The following is a 21772-nucleotide window of genomic DNA, read 5'->3' as shown; positions in this document are numbered from 1 at the left end:
AGAGAAAAGTACGCACACGAACCGATCATAGATGATCGGTCCGGTTTGTCGCGAGATACGGCCCGCATTCGTTCAGCGCAGGTTCAGCGGCGAACGGGACGCTTCTGCAGTTTGCGCTGCAGGGTGCGGCGGTGCATGCCCAGGGCACGGGCCGTGGCGGAGATGTTGCCTTCGTGCTCGGTCAGCACGCGCTGGATGTGCTCCCACTGCAGGCGGTCCACGGACATCGGGTTTTCCGGCACCAGGCTGTCGAGGTCGGCGTGCTCGGACAGCAGCGCCGCCAACACGTCGTCGGCGTCCGCCGGCTTGCACAGGTAGTTGCAGGCACCGCGCTTGATCGCCTCGACGGCGGTGGCGATGCTCGAGTAACCGGTGAGGATCACCACGCGCATTTCCGGGTCCATTTCCAGCAACTTGGGCAGCAGCACCAGGCCGGAATCGCCGTCCATCTTCAGGTCCAGGGCGGCATAATCCGGCAGATCGGCCTTGGCCAGCTCCAGGCCTTCCTCGGCGGAACCGGCGGTGCTGACGCGAAAACCGCGGCGGGCCATGGCGCGGGCCATGACGCGGGTGAATGTGGCGTCGTCATCGACCAGCAACAAATGCGGCAGTTCTTCGCCTTCGACTTGGATCTCTTCACTCATGTTCGTCTCCTCGGGCGACACGGGGCAGGCGCAGCTCGGTGAGCGTGCCACCTTCCTCATGACTGTAGAGTTTCACTGAGCCGCCGGCGCGTGTCACGCTGGCCTTGCTCAAAAACAGGCCCAGGCCGAAGCCTTTGCCCTTGGTGGTAAAAAACGGTTTGCCGATTTGCTCGGCGATGGCCAGCGGCACACCGGCGCCATGGTCACGAATGCTGATGGTCAGGTTTTCCCAATCCCAGTCCAGCGTCACTTGCAGCCCTTCGGGACAGGCATCGGCAGCGTTGTTCAGCAGATTCAGCAATGCCTGGGTCAGGTCTGGCGGCGGCGCCATGCGGGGTACTGCGCCCTGGCCGAGGCGCTGGAAGCGATAACTGGCTTCCGGGCGCATCAGGTGCCAGCGATTGAGGGCTTCATCAAGCCAATCGGTGACGTCCTGCATCTCCACCGCCAACCGGCGATTGGCCTCGGCGGCGCGCACCAGTTGCTGCAAGGTTTGCTTGCACAGCTTGACCTGATCCTGCAGCACGCTCAGGTCGTCCTGCAACATCGGGTCATGGTGGTCCTGACGCATTTCCTTGAGTAGCACACTCATGGTCGCCAGCGGCGTGCCCAGCTCATGGGCCGCGCCGGCGGCCTGGGTGGCGACGGCCAGCAGTTGCTGATCGCGCAAGCCTTCTTCGCGACGAATGGCGCGCAACTCTTCCTGGCGACGCAGCTCTTCGGCCATGCGCGCGGCGAAGAACGTGATCACTGCGGCGGCGAGGGCGAAGCTCAACCACATCCCGTACACCTGCAGGTTTTCCCGAGCGATCGGGAAGGTTTGCAGCGGGTAGAACTGCGCCAGCAACAGCGTATACATCGTCAGCGCGATACCCGACAGGATCACCGAATAACGCCATGGCAACGTCACCGCGGCAATGGTCAGCGGCACCAGGTAATAGGAGACGAAGGGGTTGGTCGAGCCGCCGGAGAAATACAGCAAGGCACTGTGGATAAACAGGTCGCAGGCCAGTTGCACGGCGTATTCGAGCTCGGTCACCGGCCACGAGGTGCGCAGGCGAATCGCCGTGAACACGCACAGCAGCATTGAACATGCGAGTGTCGCCGCCAGTTGAAACCAGGGCAGTGGCAGCAATTCGAGCCAGTAGGCCAGGCCAACGGAACCGGCCTGGGCGGCCAGCACCAACGTGCGGATGAACGTCAGCCGCCAGAGGTTCTGGCGAGTGGCAGAAGTGATTTGAACGGGGGCGAGCATGAGCTCTCCTGATGAGCGCTCCAGGCGGATCGCAGGGAGTATAACCAAGCACGGGGGCTGACAGGCAAAAGTGCGGCAAACGGCCACATGGCAGGAGGGTCTGCAGCGTCTATGAGGCCAGCTCGCGATTGGCTGCGAAGCAGCCACCTGTGCACCATCTGTATAGAAGTTGTAACTGTGCGAACCGGAGCATAAAAGCTAGAGTCTGATGGTTTCACGCAGGCCCGGATCATACCCCTGCGCACCTTTCAAGGAGCCTTCATGCACACATTCCGCCGCAGCGCCGCCCTCCTCGCCCTGAGCGTTGGCAGCGTCGCCAGCCTCCCGGCCCTGGCCGCCGACGAGCTGCATTACAACCAGATCTCCCTGCGAGCCGAAGTCAGTCAGGAAGTGGCCCGCGACCTGATGATCGTGACCCTCTACACCGAAGAACAGAACACCGACCCGGCCAAACTCGCCGCCGATGTCAGCACCACCATGAACAAGGCGCTGGCCAAGGCCAAGCAAGTCAAGGACATCACTCTGCGCCAGGGCAGCCGCAACAGCTACCCGATCTACGACACCAAGGGCCAGAAAATCACCGGCTGGCGCGAGCGCGCCGAATTGCGCCTGGAAAGCTCGGACTTCGCCGCACTGTCGAAGCTGACCGGCGAACTGCTCACCGACCTGAAAATGGGCGGCATGGACTTCGCCATCGCCACCCCGACCCGCAAGGCCAGCGAAGATGCCCTGCTCAAGGACGCCGTGACCGCCTTCAAGGCCCGCGCTCAACTGGCCACCGACGCCCTTGGCGGCAAGAGCTACAAAATCGTCAACCTGAACCTCAACAGCAACGGTTATCCACAGCCTTACATGCGCGCGCCAATGATGATGAAAGCCGCCGCCATGGACTCCGCACCGGTGACGCCGGATGTTGAAGCCGGCACCAGCCAGGTCAGCATGACCGCCGATGGTTCGATTGAAGTGCTGATGCCTTGAGTCGATAGCCCGCAAACAAAAACGGCGATCATAAAAATGATCGCCGTTTTTTTTGGCAGTTTTCAGGCATGAGCTATAACTGGATAGGTCCACCCGAGAAAAGCCGTCGATTGGCCACTATCGGTGCAACAATAACCACTCTTATTCACGCCATGCCCACCCCACAATCCGGGGTATGAATAAGTAACACCACCGCCCCACGCGGGAGCAACCCGAGCCAGGAGCGCACTGTAAAAGTGCGTCGTTTGCACCGTAAATATGCCGCGCAAACGGTCATATACGTCAGGATTTATACAAATGCGACATTAAGGTACGTTCGTACCACCGTTTAAGGCTTGTAGTCACTCTGGATCTTGCATTGGGTATGGCCCCTGCATAAGTATCCGCAGGCACGACTCACGAGGTCGTCCTCTAATTCCAAAAATGACAACAAATCATGAGGCCACCATGCTTAAACACGCGGTCATTCCGTTCTTAGTTGGCGCAAGCTTGCTAGCCAGCGCACCGTTCGCCCAAGCAGCGACTAACCTGGTGTTCTGCTCCGAAGGGAGCCCGGCCGGTTTCGATCCAGGTCAATACACCACCGGAACCGACTTCGACGCCTCTGCAGAAACCATGTTCAACCGCCTCACCCAGTTCGAGCGCGGCGGCACCGCCGTTATTCCTGGGCTGGCGACCAAGTGGGACGTTTCCGATGACGGCCTGACTTACACCTTCCACCTGCGTGAAGGCGTCAAGTTCCATACCACGCCGTACTTCAAGCCAACTCGTGAGTTCAACGCCGACGACGTGCTGTTCACCTTTAATCGCATGATTAACAAGGATGACCCGTTCCGCAAAGCGTACCCGACCGAATTCCCGTACTTCACCGACATGGGGATGGATACCAACATCACCAAGATCGATAAAGTCGACGACCACACGGTCAAGTTCACCCTCAAGGACGTTGATGCCGCGTTCATCCAGAACATGGCCATGAGCTTCGCCTCGATCCAGTCCGCCGAGTACGCTGCCCAGCTGCTCAAGGAAGGCAAGGCTGCCGACATCAACCAGAAGCCAGTCGGCACTGGTCCGTTCGTGTTCAAGAGCTACCAGAAAGACTCCAACATCCGCTACACCGGGAACAAGGACTACTGGAAGCCTGACGACGTGAAGATCGACAACCTGATCTTCGCCATCACCACCGACCCGTCGGTACGTATCCAGAAGCTGAAGAAGAACGAGTGCCAGGTCACCCTGTTCCCTCGTCCGGCCGACCTCAAGGCGCTGCGCGAAGACAAGACCCTGAAACTGCCTGACCAGGCTGGTTTCAACCTCGGTTACATCGCCTACAACGTGATGCCCAAGGTCAAGGGACAAACCGATGCGAACCCGTTGGCTGACCTGAAGGTACGCCAGGCAATGGACATGGCGGTCAACAAGCAACAGATCATCGACTCCGTGTACCAAGGCGCAGGCCAACTGGCCGTCAACGCCATGCCGCCGACCCAGTGGTCCTACGACACCACCATCAAGGATGCGCCGTACAACCCTGAGAAAGCCAAAGAGCTGCTCAAGGAAGCCGGCGTGAAAGATGGCACCGAAATCGTTCTCTGGGCGATGCCGGTACAGCGTCCTTACAACCCGAACGCCAAGCTGATGGCAGAAATGCTGCAGTCCGACTGGTCCAAGATCGGCCTCAAGGTCAAGATCCAGAGCTACGAGTGGGGCGAGTACATCAAGCGCTCCAAAGGTGGCGAGAACCAGGCGATGCTGATTGGCTGGAGCGGCGACAACGGTGACCCGGACAACTGGCTGAACGTGCTGTTCGGCTGCGACTCGCTGGAAGGCAACAACTTCTCCAAATGGTGCGACAAGAAGTTTGACGACATCGTCAAGCAAGCCAAGCGCACTTCGGATCAAGGCAAACGCACCGAACTGTACAAGCAGGCGCAACACGTCCTCAAAGACGCTGTGCCTATGACACCTATCGCTCACTCGACGGTGTTCCAACCCATGCGCGCCAACGTGCAGGACTTCAAGATCAGCCCATTTGGCTTGAACTCCTTCTACGGCGTCAGCGTCAGCAAATAAGGTTTTGCAACGGCGACGTTCCTGACGTCGCCGTTGCTTTATCTACCGAGAAAGCAGGAATTCGCCTACATCCTAATCCGCAGCTGACTACAGCATCGGGCGAGGACGCGTTGCCATTTCCTACGAGTCTTTAGGACTCTACGCATTTACTGCCGGACCCGTGGCTCATACCGTCGGGATCCGACCAGTGCACGCGTGGGTCATCGGTTACTGCTGTGTGCATGGCTTGAAATCAGTGATGCCTCTACGTCCGCGGACGGGACGGCGGCTCATTGACAACACTTTGAGAGAAAAGGAAGCGTTATGCGCCATACCCTGGTTTTATCCGCATTGCTGGGCACCGGCCTGTTGGCCGCCACTTCCATCAGCCAGGCCGCCAACAACAGCCTGGTGTTCTGCTCCGAAGGCAGCCCCGCCGGTTTCGACACGGCGCAGTACACCACTGCGACCGACAACGATGCCGCCGAGCCGCTGTACAACCGGTTGGCTGAGTTTGAAAAAGGTGCGACCAACGTCGTACCGGGCCTGGCCACGAGCTGGGACATTTCCGAGGACGGCCTCAAATACACGTTTCACCTGCGCGAAGGGGTGAAGTTTCATACCACTAAATACTTCACGCCGACCCGCGACTTCAATGCCGATGACGTGCTGTTCACGTTCAATCGCATGCTCGACCCGCAACAACCTTTCCGTAAGGCTTATCCGACAGAGTTTCCGTACTTCAACGGCATGAGCCTGAACAAGAACATCGCCAAGGTCGAAAAGACCGGGCCGCTGACCGTGGTCTTTACGCTCAATAGCGTGGACGCCGCGTTCATCCAGAACATCGCCATGAGCTTCGCCGCCATTCTTTCGGCCGAATACGCCGACAAGCTGCTGGCCGAAGGCAAGCCGAGCGACATCAACCAGAAGCCGATCGGCACCGGGCCGTTCGTGTTCAAGAGCTACCAAAAAGACTCGAACATCCGTTACACCGGCAACAAGCACTACTGGGACCCGAGCCGGGTCAAGCTCGACAACCTGATTTTCGCCATCAACACCGACGCCTCGGTGCGCGTGCAGAAACTCAAGGCCGGCGAGTGCCAGATCACCCTGCATCCGCGCCCTGCCGATGTGACCGCGCTGAAGAGCGACCCGGCCCTGCAACTGATCGAGAAGCCGGGTTTCAACCTCGGCTACATCGCCTACAACGTGCGCCACAAACCCTTCGACCAGCTCGAAGTACGCCAGGCGCTGGACATGGCTGTGAACAAGCAAGGCATTCTCAATGCCGTCTACCAGGGTGCGGGGCAACTGGCGGTCAACGCCATGCCGCCGACCCAATGGTCCTACGACGACACGATCAAGGACGCCGCCTACAACCCGGAAAAAGCCAAGGAATTGCTCAAGGCTGCCGGCGTCAAGGAAGGCACTGAAATCACCCTCTGGGCCATGCCGGTCCAGCGTCCGTACAACCCCAACGCCAAGTTGATGGCCGAGATGCTCCAGGCTGATTGGGCGAAGATCGGCCTCAAGGTCAAGATCGTCAGCTATGAGTGGGGCGAGTACATCAAGCGCACCAAGAATGGCGAGCACGACATCAGCCTGATCGGCTGGACCGGTGACAACGGTGATCCGGACAACTGGCTCGGCACCCTCTACAGCTGTGATGCCATTGGCGGTAACAATTACTCGATGTGGTGTGATCCGGCTTACGACAAGCTGATCAAGCAGGCCAAGGTTGTCACCGATCGCGACCAGCGCACCCTGCTCTACAAACAGGCGCAGCAGTACCTCAAGCAGCAGGTGCCGATCACGCCAGTCGCCCACTCAACGGTCAACCAGCCGCTGAGCGCCAAAATCGAAGGGTTCAAGGTGAGCCCGTTCGGTCGCAACGTTTTCTCGGGTGTCAGCATAGAAAAATAACCGATTAGCCAGAAATGCCGGGGGCGGATTTTCCGCCCTCACGCAGACGCTTTGCCGTCTTTCGCCAATTTGGCGTACAGCAAACGTTTGCGATGCCGTGTATGAGTTCTAAACCAATAGCCGGATCACCCAAAAAGACCGGCATAAAAAAAAGAAAGTAAGGAGCTTTACCCATGAAACTGAGCAGCACCGCGTTATTGGCCTTGGCCATCAGCAGCGTAACCGCCACGGCTTACGCAGAAACCCAAAGCCAGGCTTTCACCCCGGTTACCGTGAACGAGAAAAGCGCCCAAAGCGAAGCCACCGGCTTTGTCGAAGGCCAGTCGATCACCGGCACCACGCGCAACTGGTACGCCAACGAGCAACTGCAACGCGGCGCCAAGTTCGCCTACAAGAAGGACGGCGTTTCGACCCCGACCGATCGCCGGATCAACTGGGTCCAGGGCACTATCCTCAAGTACAACTCGGGCTTCACCGAAGGCACTGTAGGTTTCAGCACTGAAGTCGCCGCCTACAACGCCGTTGCCCTGGACCGGGACCGCAAAGACCTGGCGTCCAACAACGGCGGCGCACCCGGCTCTCGTCCAGGCGCGGGCAACAACCGTACCCTGACCAAAGAGGGCGGCGACGCTCAAGGCCAGTGGAGCAAACTGGGCCTGGCCAACGTCAAGGCCCGTGTCTCCAACAGCACCCTGACCGCCGGCCGCATGAACTTCAGCAGCCCGATGGTCGACGTGATCGGTAACCGTGCACTGCCTTCGAGCTTCCAGGGCGTGGCCATCCACAGCGAAGAACTGAACAACCTGGCCTTCGACCTGGCCACCTTCGACCGCAACTCACCGCGTACCGAAGAAAGCCAGCGCAAATTCCGCACCGAATACGCCAACGGCATCGTTGAAACGGACCACGTCTACACCGGCGGTCTGACCTACACCCCATTTGCCAGCCTGACCACCAGCCTCTGGGCGACCCAGGCTGAAGACATCTGGAACCAGTACTACTTCGGCGCCTCTCACGTACTGGGCGACAGCCAGGTACTGAGCCTGACCACCGGCCTGAACTACTACAAAACCAAGGAAACCGGTAAAGCCCTGATCGGCGATATCGACAACGACACCTACTCGCTGTCGTTCGGCCTGACCCACCAGGCCCACACCCTGACCTTCTCGTACCAGGAAGTGAACGGTAACGAGTACTTCGACTACCTGCACGAAACCAACGGTATCTACCTGGCCAACTCCCTGCTGTCGGACTTCAACGGCCCGAACGAAAAATCGTTCCAGGTTGCCTACGGTCTGAACATGGCCGAGTACGGCGTGCCAGGCCTGAAGTTCAACATCTACCAGGCTCGCGGCTGGGGTATCGACGGTACTCACTACACCGGCAACGGCGGCGTGGCAGGCAAGGGTTACGACGGCATCCAGTCCCAGGATGGCGAACACCACTATGAATACGGCATCGGCGCGACCTACGCCGTGCAGAGCGGCCCGCTCAAGGCCACCACGATTCGCGGCACCTACACCGCTCACCGTGCCAGCGAAAACCAGGCTGACGGCAGCATCAACGAGTTCCGTCTCGTGACCACGGTTCCGTTCAACATCCTGTAATGCCGCTGCCGAACGGCTGATTCAGTGACGAATCAGCCGTTCGGCTTTTGTCCTTTAACTGATTGCAGAGGGTTCTTGATGAAAATGCTTCCCCTACGTGCGGCCATCGCGGCCGCGTTGCTCAGTGTCGCTGTCGGTGTTTCGGCCAAGCCCCTGGTGGTTTGCACGGAAGCCAGCCCCGAAGGCTTCGACATGGTCCAGTACACGACTGCAGTCACCGCCGATGCCGTGGCCGAAACCATCTTCAATCGCCTGGCAGATTTCAAGCCTGGTACCACCGACGTGATTCCGGCGCTGGCCGATTCCTGGGACATCAGCGAAGACGGCCTGAGCTACACGTTCCATCTGCGTAAAGGCGTCAAGTTCCACACCACCGACTACTTCAAGCCGACCCGCGACATGAATGCCGACGACGTGGTCTGGAGCTTCCAGCGCCAACTGGACCCGAATCATCCATGGCACAAACTGTCGAGCGTGGGCTTCCCGTACTTTGAAAGCATGGGCTTCAAGGAACTGCTGAAAAGCGTCGAGAAAGTCGACGACAACACGGTCAAGTTCACCCTGACCCGTCGCGAAGCGCCGTTCCTGGCCGACATTGCCATGGCCTTCTCCTCGATCTACTCCGCCGAGTACGCCGACCAGTTGCTCAAGGCCAACAAGACCGGCGACCTGAACAACAAGCCAGTCGGCACCGGCCCGTTCGTCTTCCAGCGCTACAACAAGGACGCCCAGGTTCGCTTCAAGGCCAACCCGGACTACTTCCGTGGCAAGCCGCCGGCCGATGCGTTGATCCTGGCCATCGCCACCGACAACAACGTGCGCCTGCAAAAACTCAAGGCCAACGAGTGCCAGGTCGCGCTGTATCCGAAGCCGGACGATATCCCGAGCATCAAGAAAGACTCGAACCTGAAGGTCGATGAACTGAACGCGATGACCGTTTCCTACGTCGCCATGAACACCACGCACAAGTACATGAGTGACGTCCGGGTGCGCAAAGCCATCGACATCGCCTTCGACAAAGAGGCGTACGTCAATGCGTTGTTCGGCAAGGGCAATGCGACCGCAGCAGTCAACCCGTTCCCGGACACCCTGCTGGGCTACAACCACAGCCTGAAGAACCCGGCCCATGACCTGGACAAGGCGCGCGCCCTGCTCAAGGAAGCCGGCGTACCGGAAGGCACTACCTTCACCCTGTTCACCCGCAACGGTGGCGGTCCGACCAACCCGAACCCGATGCTCGGCGCGCAGATGATGCAAGCCGACCTGGCCAAGGTCGGGATCAAGATCGACATCCGCGTGATGGAATGGGGCGAAATGCTCAAACGTGCCAAAAACGGCGAGCACGACATGGTTTCCGCCGGATGGGCGGGCGATAACGGCGACCCGGATAACTTCCTGACGCCTATGCTCAGTTGTGAAGCGGCCAAGAACGGAGAAAACTACGCCCGCTGGTGCAATGACAAGTTCCAGGCACTGCTCGACCAGGCCCGCGAGAAAACCGACCCGGCCGAGCGAGCCGCGCTCTACGAACAGGCCCAGGTTATTTTTAACCAGGACCAGCCGTGGATCAGCATGGCACACACTAGAATGTTCACCGCAATGCGCAACAACGTAGAGGGCTATCACATTAGCCCCCTCACCACGAATAACTTCGCCACCACCCAGGTGAAGTAATAAGAAAACTCCCGGCATTCCTGACCCAGGCATGCCGGGCACGCCTAACCGGCTGATGAGGTACAACACACGATGTTTAGTTTTATTGCCCGCCGACTGGGGTTACTGATCCCCACGTTCTTCGGCATCACCTTGCTGACTTTCGCGTTGATTCGCATGATCCCGGGCGACCCCGTAGAAGTCATGATGGGAGAACGTAGGGTCGATCCCGAAATGCACGCTCAGGCAATGGAACGCCTAGGTCTGAACAAACCCCTGTATGCCCAGTACCTGGATTACATCGGCAAGCTGGCCCACGGCGATCTAGGGGAGTCCCTGCGAACCCGTGAAAGCGTGTGGAGCGAATTCACCTCCCTGTTCCCCGCGACCCTGGAACTGTCCATGGCCGCCCTGTTGTTCGCCGGCATCCTGGGCCTTCTGGCCGGGGTGATCGCAGCACTCAAGCGAGGGTCCCTGTTCGACCATGGGGTGATGGGTATCTCCCTGGCGGGATACTCGATGCCGATCTTCTGGTGGGGCCTGATCCTGATCATGTTCTTCTCGGTAAGCCTGGGCTGGACCCCGGTATCCGGGCGGATCGACCTGCTGTACGACATCGAGCCGCGCACCGGCTTCATGCTGATCGATACGCTGCTGGCCGATGACGTCGGCGCGTTCCTCGATGCCCTGCATCACCTGATCCTGCCGGCTATCGTGCTGGGTACCATCCCGCTGGCGGTGATCGCGCGGATGACCCGTTCTTCGATGCTCGAAGTGCTGCGTGAAGACTACATTCGCACCGCCAAGGCCAAAGGCCTGTCGCCATCGCGCGTGGTGTTCGTACACGGTCTGCGTAACGCACTGATTCCGGTACTGACGGTGGTCGGCCTGCAAGTCGGCACCCTGCTGGCCGGTGCGGTCCTGACCGAAACCATCTTCTCGTGGCCCGGCATCGGCAAATGGCTGATCGAAGCCATTGGCGCCCGGGACTATCCAGTCGTACAAAACGGCATCCTGTTAATCGCCTGCCTGGTGATTGTGGTCAACTTCGTAGTGGACATCCTCTACGGCTTTGCCAACCCACGCATCCGTCACCAGCGCTGAGATCATGACCATGACCACTCCAATTCCATCGGTAGCAGTCGATCAAAGCCTGCTGTACCCGTCTCCGTACAAAGAATTCTGGCAAGCGTTTTCCAAGAACAAAGGTGCCGTCGCCGGCCTGATGTTCATGCTGCTGGTGATTTTCTGCGCCATCTTCGCCCCGTGGGTCGCCCCTCACGACCCGAGCGAGCAGTACCGCGATTTCCTGCTGACTCCGCCGGCCTGGCTGGAAGGTGGGCAACTGCAATTCCTGCTCGGCACCGATGAGCTGGGCCGCGACCTGCTGTCGCGTCTGATCACTGGCTCGCGCCTGTCCTTGATGATCGGCTTGTCCTCGGTGGTCATGTCGCTGATCCCGGGCATCCTGATGGGCCTGTTCGCCGGGTTCTTCCCGCGCGTGCTCGGCCCGACCATCATGCGTCTGATGGACATCATGCTGGCCCTGCCGTCCCTGCTGCTGGCCGTGGCGATCGTCGCCATCCTCGGCCCTGGCCTGATCAACACCGTGATCGCCATCGCCGTGGTGTCCCTGCCGTCCTATGTTCGTCTGACCCGCGCTGCGGTGATGGGCGAGCTGAACCGCGACTACGTGACCGCCGCGCGCCTGGCCGGTGCCGGACTGCCGCGCCTGATGTTCGTCACCGTGCTGCCCAACTGCATGGCGCCGCTGATCGTTCAGGCCACCCTGAGCTTCTCCTCGGCGATCCTCGATGCCGCCGCACTGGGCTTCCTCGGCCTTGGCGTACAACCGCCAACCCCTGAGTGGGGCACCATGCTGGCTTCGGCCCGCGACTACATCGAACGCGCCTGGTGGGTAGTGAGCCTGCCTGGTTTGACCATTTTGCTCAGCGTGCTGGCAATCAACCTGATGGGCGACGGCCTGCGCGATGCGCTGGACCCGAAACTCAAGAACGCCGCCTGAGGAGATTCCCATGTCACTGCTAGAAATCAAGAATCTCAACGTTCGCTTCGGCGACAAAAACGCCACGCCAGTCGTCGATGGCCTCGACCTGCAAGTGGACAAGGGCGAAGTGCTGGCCATCGTTGGCGAGTCAGGTTCCGGCAAGTCCGTGACCATGATGGCGCTGATGGGCCTGATCGAGCATCCGGGGATCGTCACCGCTGACGCCCTGAATTTCGACGGCAAGAACATGCTCAAGCTCAACAATCGCCAGCGTCGACAGATCGTCGGTAAAGACCTGTCCATGGTCTTCCAGGATCCGATGACCGCGCTGAACCCGAGCTACACCGTCGGTTTCCAGATCGAAGAAGTGCTGCGCCTGCACCTGAAAATGTCCGGCAAGCAAGCGCGCAAACGCGCCATCGAACTGCTGGAAAAAGTCGAGATCCCGGGTGCCGCCAGCCGTATGGACGCCTACCCGCACCAACTGTCCGGCGGTATGAGCCAGCGTGTCGCGATTGCCATGGCGATTGCCGGCGAACCGAAACTGCTGATCGCCGATGAACCGACCACCGCACTGGACGTAACCATTCAGGCGCAGATCATGGACCTGCTGCTGGCGTTGCAGAAAGAGCAGAACATGGGCCTGGTGCTGATCACCCACGACCTCGCCGTCGTGGCCGAAACCGCCCAGCGCGTGTGCGTGATGTACGCAGGCCAGGCGGTCGAAGTCGGTCAGGTGCCGCAACTGTTCGACATCCCGGCACACCCCTACAGCGAAGCGCTGCTCAAGGCGATTCCGGAACACAGCCTGGGTGCCTCGCGCCTGTCGACCCTGCCGGGCATCGTTCCCGGTCGCTACGACCGTCCGCAGGGTTGCCTGCTGTCGCCGCGCTGCCCGTACGTGAAAGACAACTGCCGTCAACAACGTCCGGCACTTGACCAGAAAAGCAACAGCCTCGCTCGCTGCTTCTACCCGCTGAACCAGGAGGTGGCGTAATGGCCGTCGTTCTTACCGCCCGCGACCTGACCCGTCACTACGAGGTGTCCCGAGGCCTGTTCAAGGGTCACGCCACCGTGCGCGCCCTCAATGGCGTGTCGTTCGAACTGGAAGCCGGCAAGACCCTCGCTGTCGTAGGCGAGTCGGGTTGCGGCAAATCCACCCTGGCTCGTGCCCTGACCCTGATCGAAGAGCCGTCCTCCGGCTCCTTGAAAATCGCCGGCCAGGAAGTCGCCGGCGCCGACAAGGCCCAGCGCAAGCAACTGCGCAAAGACGTGCAGATGGTGTTCCAGAGCCCGTACGCCTCGTTGAACCCACGGCAGAAAGTCGGTGATCAGCTTGCAGAGCCACTATTGATCAACACCAACCTCAGCGCTGCGGAACGTCGCGAGAAAGTCCAGGCGATGATGAAGCAGGTTGGCTTGCGTCCCGAGCACTACCAGCGTTATCCGCACATGTTCTCCGGCGGTCAGCGCCAGCGGATCGCCCTGGCCCGGGCGATGATGCTGCAACCGAAAGTGCTGGTGGCGGACGAACCGACCTCGGCGCTGGACGTGTCGATTCAGGCGCAGGTGCTCAACCTGTTCATGGATTTGCAGCAAGAGTTCAACACCGCCTATGTGTTCATCTCCCACAACCTGGCGGTGGTACGCCACGTTGCCGATCATGTGATGGTGATGTACCTCGGTCGCCCGGTGGAAATGGGCACGAAAGAGGACATTTACTCCCGCCCTCTACACCCCTACACCCAGGCGCTGTTGTCGGCGACGCCGGCCATCCACCCGGATCCGAACAAGCCGAAAATCAAGATCGTCGGCGAGTTGCCCAACCCGCTGAACCCGCCGTCCGGCTGCGCCTTCCACAAGCGCTGCCCGTACGCCACCGAGCGATGCAGCACTGAAGAGCCGCCCCTGCGCCTGCTCGCCGGCCGCCAGGTGGCTTGCCACTACGCCGAGCAATTCCTCGACGGCGCGGCATAAAAAATGTGGGAGCGAGCCTGCTAGCTCCCACAGGGATTGAGTAGCTCAAGTAATTACGCGTTAACCCGACCCCTTCCGCCTCGATTGCGCATCACTCAGGTAGAAGGGGTTTTCTTTTGCCCGCCATTGAGCGACTACGTCTGGCTGTCGCCCTCTTCATCGGAGTCCGGCTCGTCGGTGGTCGAGTCATCGTCGTTGTCAGCACCACCCTGCCCCTGATCTCCCGGTTCCGATTCGGACTTGGCGATCATCAACTCCACGTACCCCGCCTGCCCGCTCGAAGCCTGCTCCCCATGATCGATACACTCGGCCCACGCCATCGAAGTTCCGAGCGAGAGCATCACCATCACCTTCAACAGCAGTAAAACGCGAAACAATCTGTTCATAGCCGATTCCTTCCTTTCGTTGAGTGCCTGTCTGGCGCTGAGTCAAATCTAGTTCCGATCAGTCGGGTTCTCCAGATTGGACGCTATCTGGCGGGGGAAAATGCAGCGGGTTTGGAGACTGGTTTGGAATAGGGGCTATTCCCGATTCAGCTAACACCGAAGAACCCTGTGGGAGCGAGTTTGCTCGCGATGGATGCTAACGATGACGCGCTCTGTCTGGATAAACACAGCGCGGCTGGAATCATCGCGAGCAGGCTCGCTCCTACAGGGAATTGCGCCAGGCAATAAAATGTATGGTCAGCCCATCTCCTGCAACCCCATAGGCTGTTTTCGGTAAAACTGGCTTGCGCTAATGTATCCGGGCTCGTTGTGAGCGTTGCTGTAACAACGCTCGACCCTCGATGAGTAGCCGCTCCCTACTGCCCTGAAAAAACCCTCAGCCTCTAAAGCTGATTTTATTGCCAGGTTCTCAGTCGGGCCGTTTGCCGTTTACTGTCATCAGTCAGTGACGTCGCAAAAGCCGGTGGCAAAGCAGTACGTTCAAACGTTCGGATGTGGGTCGTACTGGCCGCCCTTGGTCAGTACCGCCCACACGATTCGCGCCAGTTTGTTCGCCAGTGCGCACGCGACGACATTGGAGTGGCGACGTCTCAGCAGCTCTCGAACCCAAGGTCCAAGGGCGTCTTCACGTTTGTCGATATGTTGCATGATGGCCCGCGCACCCTGCACCAGTAGCCGGCGTATGTGCTTATCGCCGCGTTTTGTAATCCCCAGCAGCACTGTCTTTCCGCCGGTTGAATGCTGCTTCGGCACCAACCCCAACGAAGCCGAGAAATCACGTCCGCTGCGATAATTCGATGCATCCCCTATATCCGCCAGCAGCGCGCTGGCAGTAATCGGGCCGATGCCTGGAATACTCTGCAAGCGACTCGCGGCATCGTCTTCTTCCAACTGCTGCTTCAAGTCGGACTCGATGTCCTTGATTTCATCATTAAGCTGTTGGATTTGATGATGCAGGCGTATCACTACGCCCTTGAGGCGCAATGGCACCGGGTGTTGTGGGTCATCCAGCAACGCTGGCACGCGGTGCAACGCAGTGACCCCAATAGGCAGGCTGATCCCGAACTCCAACAGAAAACCGTGGATCTGATTAGTCGCCTCGGTGCGATGGCCAATCAATGAATCACGAACACGGTGCAGGGCTGAAAGCGTTTGCTGCTCTTCGGTTTTAATCGAGCAGAAGCGCATCGCGGGGCGGCTCGCCGCCTCGCAAATCGCTTCGGCATCAATGAAGTCGTTTTTGTTGCCTTTGACGAACGGTTTGACGTACTGCGGGGCGATCAGCTTCACCTCGTGGCCCAATGCACCGATCTGTCGAGCCAGCCAGTGGGCGCCGCCGCAGGACTCCATCACCACCGTGCAGGCTGGCAGTTGGGCCAATGTGCTGAGCAACTGGCCGCGGTTGGTTTTTTTGCGCAATACCTGATGGCCTCTGGCGTCCTGGCCATGCAGGTGGAAACTGTGTTTGCCAATGTCGATACCGAGAAGTGTCATCGTGTTCATGAGAGATCCTCCGCCCGAAAACGAGAAAAGCCCTGCAAGCGTAAACCTGCAGGGCTTCTCGGTCAGGCTGACCATCTCATTAAGCCCCGAGGCTTTCGCAACGGGGCTTTGGGATTTTGCAACTCAGCGCTTAATGATGCTCACGGGTCGCACGGAATTTCACGTCCGGCCAGCGCTCTTCCATCAGGGCCAGGTTGACCCGCGTAGGCGCGAGGTAGGTCAGGTGACCACCGCCGTCCAGCGCCAGGTTTTCCACAGCCTTGTTGGAGAATTCCTCGAGCTTCTTCTTGTCGCTGCATTCGATCCAGCGAGCCGAGTAAACAGTGATCGGCTCGTAGGAGCACTCGACCTTGTATTCCTCTTTCAAGCGGCTGGCGACCACATCGAACTGCAGCACACCGACGGCGCCGAGGATGATGTCGTTGCTGCGCTCCGGGAAGAACACCTGGGTCGCGCCTTCTTCGGCCAGCTGTTGCAGGCCTTGGCGCAGTTGCTTGGATTTCAGCGGATCTTTCAAACGCACGCGGCGGAACAGTTCCGGGGCGAAGTGCGGGATACCGGTGAAGCCCAGGACTTCGCCTTCACTGAAGGTATCGCCGATCTGGATCGTGCCGTGGTTGTGCAGGCCGATGATGTCGCCGGCAAAGGCTTCTTCCAGTTGCTCACGCTCGGAGGAGAAGAAGGTCAGCGCGTCGCCGATCCGCACGTCCTTGCCGGTGCGCACGTGGCGCATCTTCATGCCTTTTTCGTACTTGCCGGAGCAGATACGCATGAAGGCGATGCGGTCGCGGTGCTTCGGGTCCATGTTCGCCTGGATCTTGAAGATGAAGCCCGAGAACTTCTCTTCCACCGGCTCCACGGTACGCTCGTTGGCCACGCGTGCCAGTGGGCGCGGAGCCCAATCAACCACGGCGTCGAGCACGTGGTCGACACCGAAGTTGCCCAGTGCCGTACCGAAGAACACCGGGGTCAGTTGGCCGTCGAGGAACTCCTGCTGGTTGAACTCGTGGCAGGCGCCCTGCACCAGTTCCAGCTGTTCGATGAAACGCTCGTACTCGTCACCCAGGTGGGCGCGGGCTTCATCGGAGTCGAGCTTCTCGATGATCTTGGTTTCGGTACGCTCGTGGCCGTGACCGGCGGTGTACACGATGATGTAGTCATCGGCGAGGTGATACACGCCCTTGAAGTCGCGGTAGCAACCAATCGGCCAGGTGATCGGCGCAGCCTTGATCTTGAGGACGGCTTCGATTTCGTCGAGCAGTTCGATCGGATCGCGGATGTCACGGTCGAGTTTGTTGATGAAGCTGACGATCGGCGTGTCACGCAGGCGGCAGACGTCCATCAGCGCAATGGTCCGTGGCTCTACACCTTTACCGCCGTCGAGAACCATCAACGCCGAGTCCACCGCCGTCAGGGTGCGGTAGGTATCTTCGGAGAAGTCTTCGTGGCCCGGGGTGTCGAGCAGGTTGATCATGTGTTCGCGATACGGGAACTGCATGACCGACGTGGTAATGGAGATACCACGCTGCTTTTCCATTTCCATCCAGTCGGAGGTGGCATGGCGATCGGATTTACGAGATTTCACCGTACCGGCTACCGCAATCGCCTTGCCCATCAGCAAGAGCTTCTCGGTGATGGTGGTCTTACCGGCATCGGGGTGGGAAATAATGGCGAAAGTGCGGCGTTTCGCGACTTCGGCGGCCTGTTTGGTCATGGGAAATCGCCTGGCAGGTGATTCAAAAAAGGGCGCAGATTATAGCCCAAGTTGATCCAAGAACCGAACCGTTGAGCATATTAGGGGTGGCCAAATGCTGCCGCAGATGGGAACCTTTTAAAGCACGGAGACGTCCACTCCCCCGTTACGACCACTCGTCGGGGGCCTGAAACACCTGCAAATCGGCCTGACGAGGCTGTGCTCATGGCTCGATTGCACGCCGCTTTGCCGGCCTGTTCGAGCTGCTTCTCGCGACATTTTTTCGGCAGCCAAGCAAGGCGTTGCCACACGAAAAAGTGTTCGCCGACTGAAAAAAGGAGTCCGCCTGTGGCTATCCACTATGGCAAAGGGCTGATAGGAGGCGCGCTGGTAATCGCCCTTCTGGCCCTGCTGATCCAATGGATCGGCATCAACACGATCGAACACTACCGCGACGATTTGTTGTTTTACCTGCAAGCTCATCTGGTTCTCGTTCTCGCTTCCATGCTGGCCGCCCTTGTCGTGGGCATTCCCGCCGGCATCCTCCTCAGCCGCCCGTCCATGGTCGGCCGCGCCGAACGCTTCATGCAGCTCTTCAACATCGGCAACACCGTTCCACCCCTGGCCGTCCTGGCCATCGCCCTGGGCATCCTCGGCATCGGCAGCGGCCCTGCCATCTTCGCCCTGTTCCTCGCCTCCTTGCTGCCCATCGTGCGCAACACCTACGAAGGCCTGAAAAACGTTCAGGGTTCCCTCAAGGAAGCCGCCGTCGGCATCGGCATGACCCCGCTCCAGGTGCTTTGGAAAGTCGAATTGCCCAACGCGGTGCCGATCATCATCGGTGGTGTGCGCGTGGCATTGGCGATCAATGTCGGGACGGCGCCGCTGGCGTTCCTGATCGGCGCCAACAGCCTCGGCAGCCTGATCTTTCCCGGCATCGCCCTGAACAATCACCCGCAATTGCTGCTCGGCGCGGCCTGCACCGCCCTGCTGGCCCTGTTGCTCGACGGCCTGGTGACACTCGCCAGCCGCCTCTGGCTCGAACGCGGCTTGCGCCCGTCTTAAGCCTCGGCAAAGGAATCGTCATGAAAACATCAAGCCTTTTACTAGGCTGCGTCCTGCTGTTCGCAGGATTTGCCCAAGCCGCGGAAAAACCGTTGATCCGCATTGGCGCCCGGGTGTTCACCGAACAGACCCTGCTGGCGGAAATCACCTCGCAGTACCTGCGCACCAAGGGTTACGAGGTGCAAGTGACCGGCGGCCTGGGCAGCAATCTGGCCCGCAGCGCCCACGAAAGTGGCCAGCTGGACATGCTCTGGGAATACACCGGCGTTTCGCTGGTCGCCTACAACCATGTCACTGAAAAACTCGACAGCGAACAGTCCTACGCGCGAGTAAAAGAACTCGACGGGAAAAAAGGCCTGGTCTGGCTCACCCCGTCGAAATTCAGCAACACCTACGCCCTCGCCCTGCCGAAGAACGTCGCCGACCAATACCCGCAAATCAACACCATCAGTGAGCTGAACACGGTGCTGCGCAAGGAAGCCGATACCAACAACCTGGTGGCGCTGGATACCGAGTTCGCCAACCGTTCGGACGGTCTGGATGGCATGGTCAAGCTCTACGACATGAACCTGACCCGCAAGAATATCCGGCAGATGGACGCCGGTCTGGTCTACACCGCGCTGCGTAACGGCCAGGTGTTTGCCGGCCTGGTCTACACCACCGACGGTCGCCTCAACGCCTTCAAGCTGAAACTGCTGGAAGACGACAAGCACTACTTCCCGGACTACACCGCCGCACCGGTGGTGCGTCAGGCCTACCTCGATGCGCATCCGCAATTGGCCGCACAGCTCAAGCCACTGGCTGAACTGTTCGACGACAACACCATGCGCGAACTCAACGCGCGGGTCGACGTCGAGCACCAAAGTCCTTCAGCCGTTGCCGCCGATTTCCTGCGCCAACACCCGATCAATTAAGGAGGAAAAGTCATGGAATTCCTGAACGCCTTTTCCCATCTCGACTGGCCATTGGTCTTACACCTGACGTGGCAACACATCACCCTGGTCGGCATTGCCGTGACCCTGGCGATTGTGGTTGGTGTGCCGCTGGGCGTCCTGATGACACGCTTCCCGAGTCTCGCCGGGCCTTTGCAAGCCAGCGCCACGGTGCTGCTGACCGTGCCGTCGATTGCCTTGTTCGGCCTGCTGCTGCCGTTCTACTCCAAATTCGGCCAGGGCCTGGGGCCGATGCCGGCGATTACCGCGGTGTTCCTGTACTCGCTGCTGCCGATCATGCGCAACACCTACCTGGCCCTGACCAATGTCGAGCCGGGCATCCGCGAAGCCGCCCGCGGCATCGGCATGACCTTCAGCCAGCGCCTGCGCATGGTCGAACTGCCCATCGCCGTGCCGGTGATCCTCGCCGGTGTGCGCACCGCCGTGGTGATGAACATCGGCGTCATGACCATCGCCGCCACTATTGGTGCCGGCGGTCTCGGCGTACTCATCCTCGCCGCCATCAGCCGTAGCGACATGTCGATGCTGATCGTCGGTGCGGTGCTGGTCAGTGTGCTGGCGATCATCGCCGACCTGCTTCTGCAAGTGCTGCAACGCTCGCTGACTCCAAAAGGACTCCTGAAATGATCGAACTTCAAAACCTCAGCAAGACCTTCCAAAGCAACGGCAAAGATGTGAAAGCCGTGGACTCGGTAAGCCTGACCGTCAATGAAGGCGAAATCTGCGTGTTCCTCGGGCCATCGGGTTGCGGCAAAAGCACCACGCTGAAAATGATCAACCGCCTGATCAAACCGACCTCGGGCAAGATCCTGATCAATGGCGAAGACACCACCGGCCTCGACGAAGTGACCCTGCGCCGCAACATCGGCTACGTGATCCAGCAGATCGGTCTGTTCCCGAACATGACCATCGAGGAGAACATCGTCGTGGTGCCGAAACTGCTCGGCTGGGACAAGCAGAAATGCCACGACCGCGCCCGCGAACTGATGAGCATGATCAAGCTTGAGCCCAAGCAATACCTGCATCGTTATCCACGAGAATTGTCCGGTGGGCAGCAACAGCGGATCGGCGTGATTCGCGCACTGGCCGCCGATGCGCCGCTGTTGCTGATGGACGAACCCTTCGGCGCGGTCGACCCGATCAACCGCGAGATGATCCAGAACGAGTTCTTCGAAATGCAACGGGCGCTGAACAAGACCGTGATCATGGTCAGCCACGACATCGACGAGGCGATCAAGCTCGGCGACAAGATCGCGATCTTCCGCGCCGGCAAACTGTTGCAGATCGATCACCCGGACACCTTGCTCGCGCACCCGGCTGATGACTTTGTCAGCAACTTCGTCGGCCAGGACAGCACGCTCAAGCGTCTGCTGCTGGTGAAAGCCGAAGATGCGGCGGACAACGCGCCATCCGTCAGCCCGCATACCCCGGTGGCCGAAGCGCTGGAGTTGATGGACGAGCATGACCGACGCTATGTGGTGGTCACTTGTACCGAGAATAAAGCCCTGGGTTATGTACGACGTCGTGACCTGCACCGTCAGACCGGCACCTGCGCGCAGTACCAGCGCGAGTTCAATGCCACGGCAGCGTACGACGAACATTTGCGCATCCTGCTGTCGCGCATGTACGAGTTCAATCGGGCGTGGTTGCCGGTGATGGATGCCGAGCGGGTGTTTTTGGGTGAGGTGACGCAGGAGTCGATTGCTGCTTACTTGAGCTCCGGTCGTTCGCGGGGGATGAAGACCAACATCGTGTCGCCTGCCGAGGCAGCGGTCGCCTGACAGCTCACATTACCCGCTAAAAATACAAAACCTGTGGGAGCGAGCTTGCTCGCGATGGCGTTATTTCAGGCAACTACAATGCCAGCTGTGAAAATGTCATCGCGAGCAAGCTCGCTCCCACAGGTTCTATGCAATTTTCCAGTGATTCGCAGGCCGGAAAAAAATATCAACAGTAGCGTCTATAAAAGCCATCCTGAAACGCGCTCCGCAATAGTCAAATCCCTTCTCAGC

General features: G+C 59.5%; 18 protein-coding genes. 13 read left to right on the top strand and 5 right to left on the bottom strand.

The window, feature by feature from the left end:
• Positions 1-83: 83 nt before the first annotated feature.
• Complete coding sequence (locus tag AC3IP0_RS03985; protein ID WP_007973041.1) at positions 84-644, bottom strand: response regulator transcription factor; 561 nt, start codon at positions 642-644, stop codon at positions 84-86.
• Positions 637-1899, bottom strand: coding sequence for an ATP-binding protein (locus tag AC3IP0_RS03980; protein ID WP_489318340.1), 1263 nt, complete (start codon positions 1897-1899; stop codon positions 637-639). Before AC3IP0_RS03980 ends, AC3IP0_RS03985 begins: the two co-directional genes overlap by 8 nt.
• A gap of 261 nt (positions 1900-2160) precedes the next feature.
• On the opposite strand from AC3IP0_RS03980, the gene AC3IP0_RS03975 reads away from it, so the two are divergent.
• The 9 genes from AC3IP0_RS03975 (at position 2161) to AC3IP0_RS03935 (ending at position 14100) form a co-directional block, all read left to right on the top strand.
• Entirely contained in the window at positions 2161-2877 is a 717-nt protein-coding gene (locus tag AC3IP0_RS03975) for an SIMPL domain-containing protein (protein ID WP_489318339.1), read from the top strand.
• A gap of 447 nt (positions 2878-3324) precedes the next feature.
• The gene (locus AC3IP0_RS03970) at positions 3325-4950 is read left to right on the top strand and encodes an ABC transporter substrate-binding protein (protein WP_489318338.1); all 1626 of its coding nucleotides are present in this window, start codon (positions 3325-3327) and stop codon (positions 4948-4950) included.
• A gap of 303 nt (positions 4951-5253) precedes the next feature.
• Positions 5254-6855 (top strand): ABC transporter substrate-binding protein, encoded by a 1602-nt coding sequence (locus AC3IP0_RS03965; RefSeq protein WP_489326695.1) that lies wholly within the window; start codon positions 5254-5256, stop codon positions 6853-6855.
• A 173-nt stretch (positions 6856-7028) separates the two neighbouring features.
• Complete coding sequence (locus AC3IP0_RS03960; RefSeq protein ID WP_489318336.1) at positions 7029-8462, top strand: OprD family porin; 1434 nt, start codon at positions 7029-7031, stop codon at positions 8460-8462.
• Positions 8463-8540: 78 nt separating this feature from the next.
• Positions 8541-10136 (top strand): ABC transporter substrate-binding protein, encoded by a 1596-nt coding sequence (locus tag AC3IP0_RS03955; protein ID WP_489318335.1) that lies wholly within the window; start codon positions 8541-8543, stop codon positions 10134-10136.
• Positions 10137-10208: 72 nt separating this feature from the next.
• Positions 10209-11219: an ABC transporter permease subunit gene (locus AC3IP0_RS03950; RefSeq protein ID WP_489318334.1), complete on the top strand. Its 1011-nt coding sequence runs from the start codon at positions 10209-10211 to the stop codon at positions 11217-11219.
• A 10-nt stretch (positions 11220-11229) separates the two neighbouring features.
• Positions 11230-12141: an ABC transporter permease subunit gene (locus AC3IP0_RS03945; RefSeq protein ID WP_489318333.1), complete on the top strand. Its 912-nt coding sequence runs from the start codon at positions 11230-11232 to the stop codon at positions 12139-12141.
• A 10-nt stretch (positions 12142-12151) separates the two neighbouring features.
• Complete coding sequence (locus AC3IP0_RS03940; RefSeq protein ID WP_489318332.1) at positions 12152-13120, top strand: ABC transporter ATP-binding protein; 969 nt, start codon at positions 12152-12154, stop codon at positions 13118-13120.
• A complete protein-coding gene (locus AC3IP0_RS03935; RefSeq protein ID WP_223448115.1) occupies positions 13120-14100 on the top strand; it encodes a peptide ABC transporter ATP-binding protein in 981 nt (326 codons plus the stop codon). The genes AC3IP0_RS03940 and AC3IP0_RS03935 overlap by 1 nt, the downstream gene beginning before the upstream one ends.
• Positions 14101-14234: 134 nt before the next feature.
• Here the strand turns inward: AC3IP0_RS03935 and AC3IP0_RS03930 are convergent, their stop codons facing one another.
• The 3 genes from AC3IP0_RS03930 to AC3IP0_RS03920 form a co-directional block, all read right to left on the bottom strand.
• Complete coding sequence (locus AC3IP0_RS03930) at positions 14235-14486, bottom strand: hypothetical protein (RefSeq protein ID WP_489318330.1); 252 nt, start codon at positions 14484-14486, stop codon at positions 14235-14237.
• 540 nt (positions 14487-15026) lie between these two features.
• A complete protein-coding gene (locus tag AC3IP0_RS03925; RefSeq protein WP_489319727.1) occupies positions 15027-16049 on the bottom strand; it encodes an IS110 family RNA-guided transposase in 1023 nt (340 codons plus the stop codon).
• Positions 16050-16179: 130 nt separating this feature from the next.
• Positions 16180-17763 (bottom strand): peptide chain release factor 3, encoded by a 1584-nt coding sequence (locus AC3IP0_RS03920; RefSeq protein WP_060541686.1) that lies wholly within the window; start codon positions 17761-17763, stop codon positions 16180-16182.
• Between the two features lie 327 nt (positions 17764-18090).
• Between AC3IP0_RS03920 and AC3IP0_RS03915 the strand changes: the two genes are divergently transcribed.
• Genes AC3IP0_RS03915 through AC3IP0_RS03900 form a run of 4 tightly spaced genes read left to right on the top strand, consistent with a single transcriptional unit; the run spans position 18091 to position 21541 of the window.
• The gene (locus tag AC3IP0_RS03915) at positions 18091-18807 is read left to right on the top strand and encodes an ABC transporter permease (RefSeq protein WP_489326693.1); all 717 of its coding nucleotides are present in this window, start codon (positions 18091-18093) and stop codon (positions 18805-18807) included.
• 20 nt (positions 18808-18827) lie between these two features.
• On the top strand, positions 18828-19721 hold the full coding sequence (locus tag AC3IP0_RS03910; RefSeq protein WP_489326692.1) for a glycine betaine ABC transporter substrate-binding protein: 894 nt from the start codon (positions 18828-18830) through the stop codon (positions 19719-19721).
• 12 nt (positions 19722-19733) lie between these two features.
• Positions 19734-20387, top strand: a complete 654-nt coding sequence (locus AC3IP0_RS03905) for an ABC transporter permease (protein WP_489326690.1) — start codon at positions 19734-19736, stop codon at positions 20385-20387.
• Positions 20384-21541, top strand: coding sequence for an osmoprotectant ABC transporter ATP-binding protein OsmV (locus AC3IP0_RS03900; protein WP_489318326.1), 1158 nt, complete (start codon positions 20384-20386; stop codon positions 21539-21541). Before AC3IP0_RS03905 ends, AC3IP0_RS03900 begins: the two co-directional genes overlap by 4 nt.
• Positions 21542-21772 lie beyond the last annotated feature (231 nt).

It is taken from the genome of Pseudomonas sp. GL_103 (assembly GCF_057835175.1).
Note: the sequence above shows the minus strand (reverse complement) of the source record. Positions and strands in the feature narration are given on the sequence as shown.

What these genes read in the sequence shown, in the direction of transcription:
- AC3IP0_RS03950 (WP_489318334.1), top strand. Translation starts at nt 10,209, where the DNA reads ATGTTTAGTTTTATTGCCCGCCGACTGGGGTTACTGATCCCCACGTTC.
- AC3IP0_RS03925 (WP_489319727.1), bottom strand. Translation starts at nt 16,049, where the DNA reads ATGAACACGATGACACTTCTCGGTATCGACATTGGCAAACACAGTTTC.
- AC3IP0_RS03900 (WP_489318326.1), top strand. Translation starts at nt 20,384, where the DNA reads ATGATCGAACTTCAAAACCTCAGCAAGACCTTCCAAAGCAACGGCAAA.
- AC3IP0_RS03970 (WP_489318338.1), top strand. Translation starts at nt 3,325, where the DNA reads ATGCTTAAACACGCGGTCATTCCGTTCTTAGTTGGCGCAAGCTTGCTA.
- AC3IP0_RS03960 (WP_489318336.1), top strand. Translation starts at nt 7,029, where the DNA reads ATGAAACTGAGCAGCACCGCGTTATTGGCCTTGGCCATCAGCAGCGTA.
- AC3IP0_RS03955 (WP_489318335.1), top strand. Translation starts at nt 8,541, where the DNA reads ATGAAAATGCTTCCCCTACGTGCGGCCATCGCGGCCGCGTTGCTCAGT.
- AC3IP0_RS03910 (WP_489326692.1), top strand. Translation starts at nt 18,828, where the DNA reads ATGAAAACATCAAGCCTTTTACTAGGCTGCGTCCTGCTGTTCGCAGGA.
- AC3IP0_RS03945 (WP_489318333.1), top strand. Translation starts at nt 11,230, where the DNA reads ATGACCACTCCAATTCCATCGGTAGCAGTCGATCAAAGCCTGCTGTAC.
- AC3IP0_RS03905 (WP_489326690.1), top strand. Translation starts at nt 19,734, where the DNA reads ATGGAATTCCTGAACGCCTTTTCCCATCTCGACTGGCCATTGGTCTTA.
- AC3IP0_RS03985 (WP_007973041.1), bottom strand. Translation starts at nt 644, where the DNA reads ATGAGTGAAGAGATCCAAGTCGAAGGCGAAGAACTGCCGCATTTGTTG.
- AC3IP0_RS03920 (WP_060541686.1), bottom strand. Translation starts at nt 17,763, where the DNA reads ATGACCAAACAGGCCGCCGAAGTCGCGAAACGCCGCACTTTCGCCATT.
- AC3IP0_RS03975 (WP_489318339.1), top strand. Translation starts at nt 2,161, where the DNA reads ATGCACACATTCCGCCGCAGCGCCGCCCTCCTCGCCCTGAGCGTTGGC.
- AC3IP0_RS03940 (WP_489318332.1), top strand. Translation starts at nt 12,152, where the DNA reads ATGTCACTGCTAGAAATCAAGAATCTCAACGTTCGCTTCGGCGACAAA.
- AC3IP0_RS03935 (WP_223448115.1), top strand. Translation starts at nt 13,120, where the DNA reads ATGGCCGTCGTTCTTACCGCCCGCGACCTGACCCGTCACTACGAGGTG.
- AC3IP0_RS03980 (WP_489318340.1), bottom strand. Translation starts at nt 1,899, where the DNA reads ATGCTCGCCCCCGTTCAAATCACTTCTGCCACTCGCCAGAACCTCTGG.
- AC3IP0_RS03965 (WP_489326695.1), top strand. Translation starts at nt 5,254, where the DNA reads ATGCGCCATACCCTGGTTTTATCCGCATTGCTGGGCACCGGCCTGTTG.
- AC3IP0_RS03930 (WP_489318330.1), bottom strand. Translation starts at nt 14,486, where the DNA reads ATGAACAGATTGTTTCGCGTTTTACTGCTGTTGAAGGTGATGGTGATG.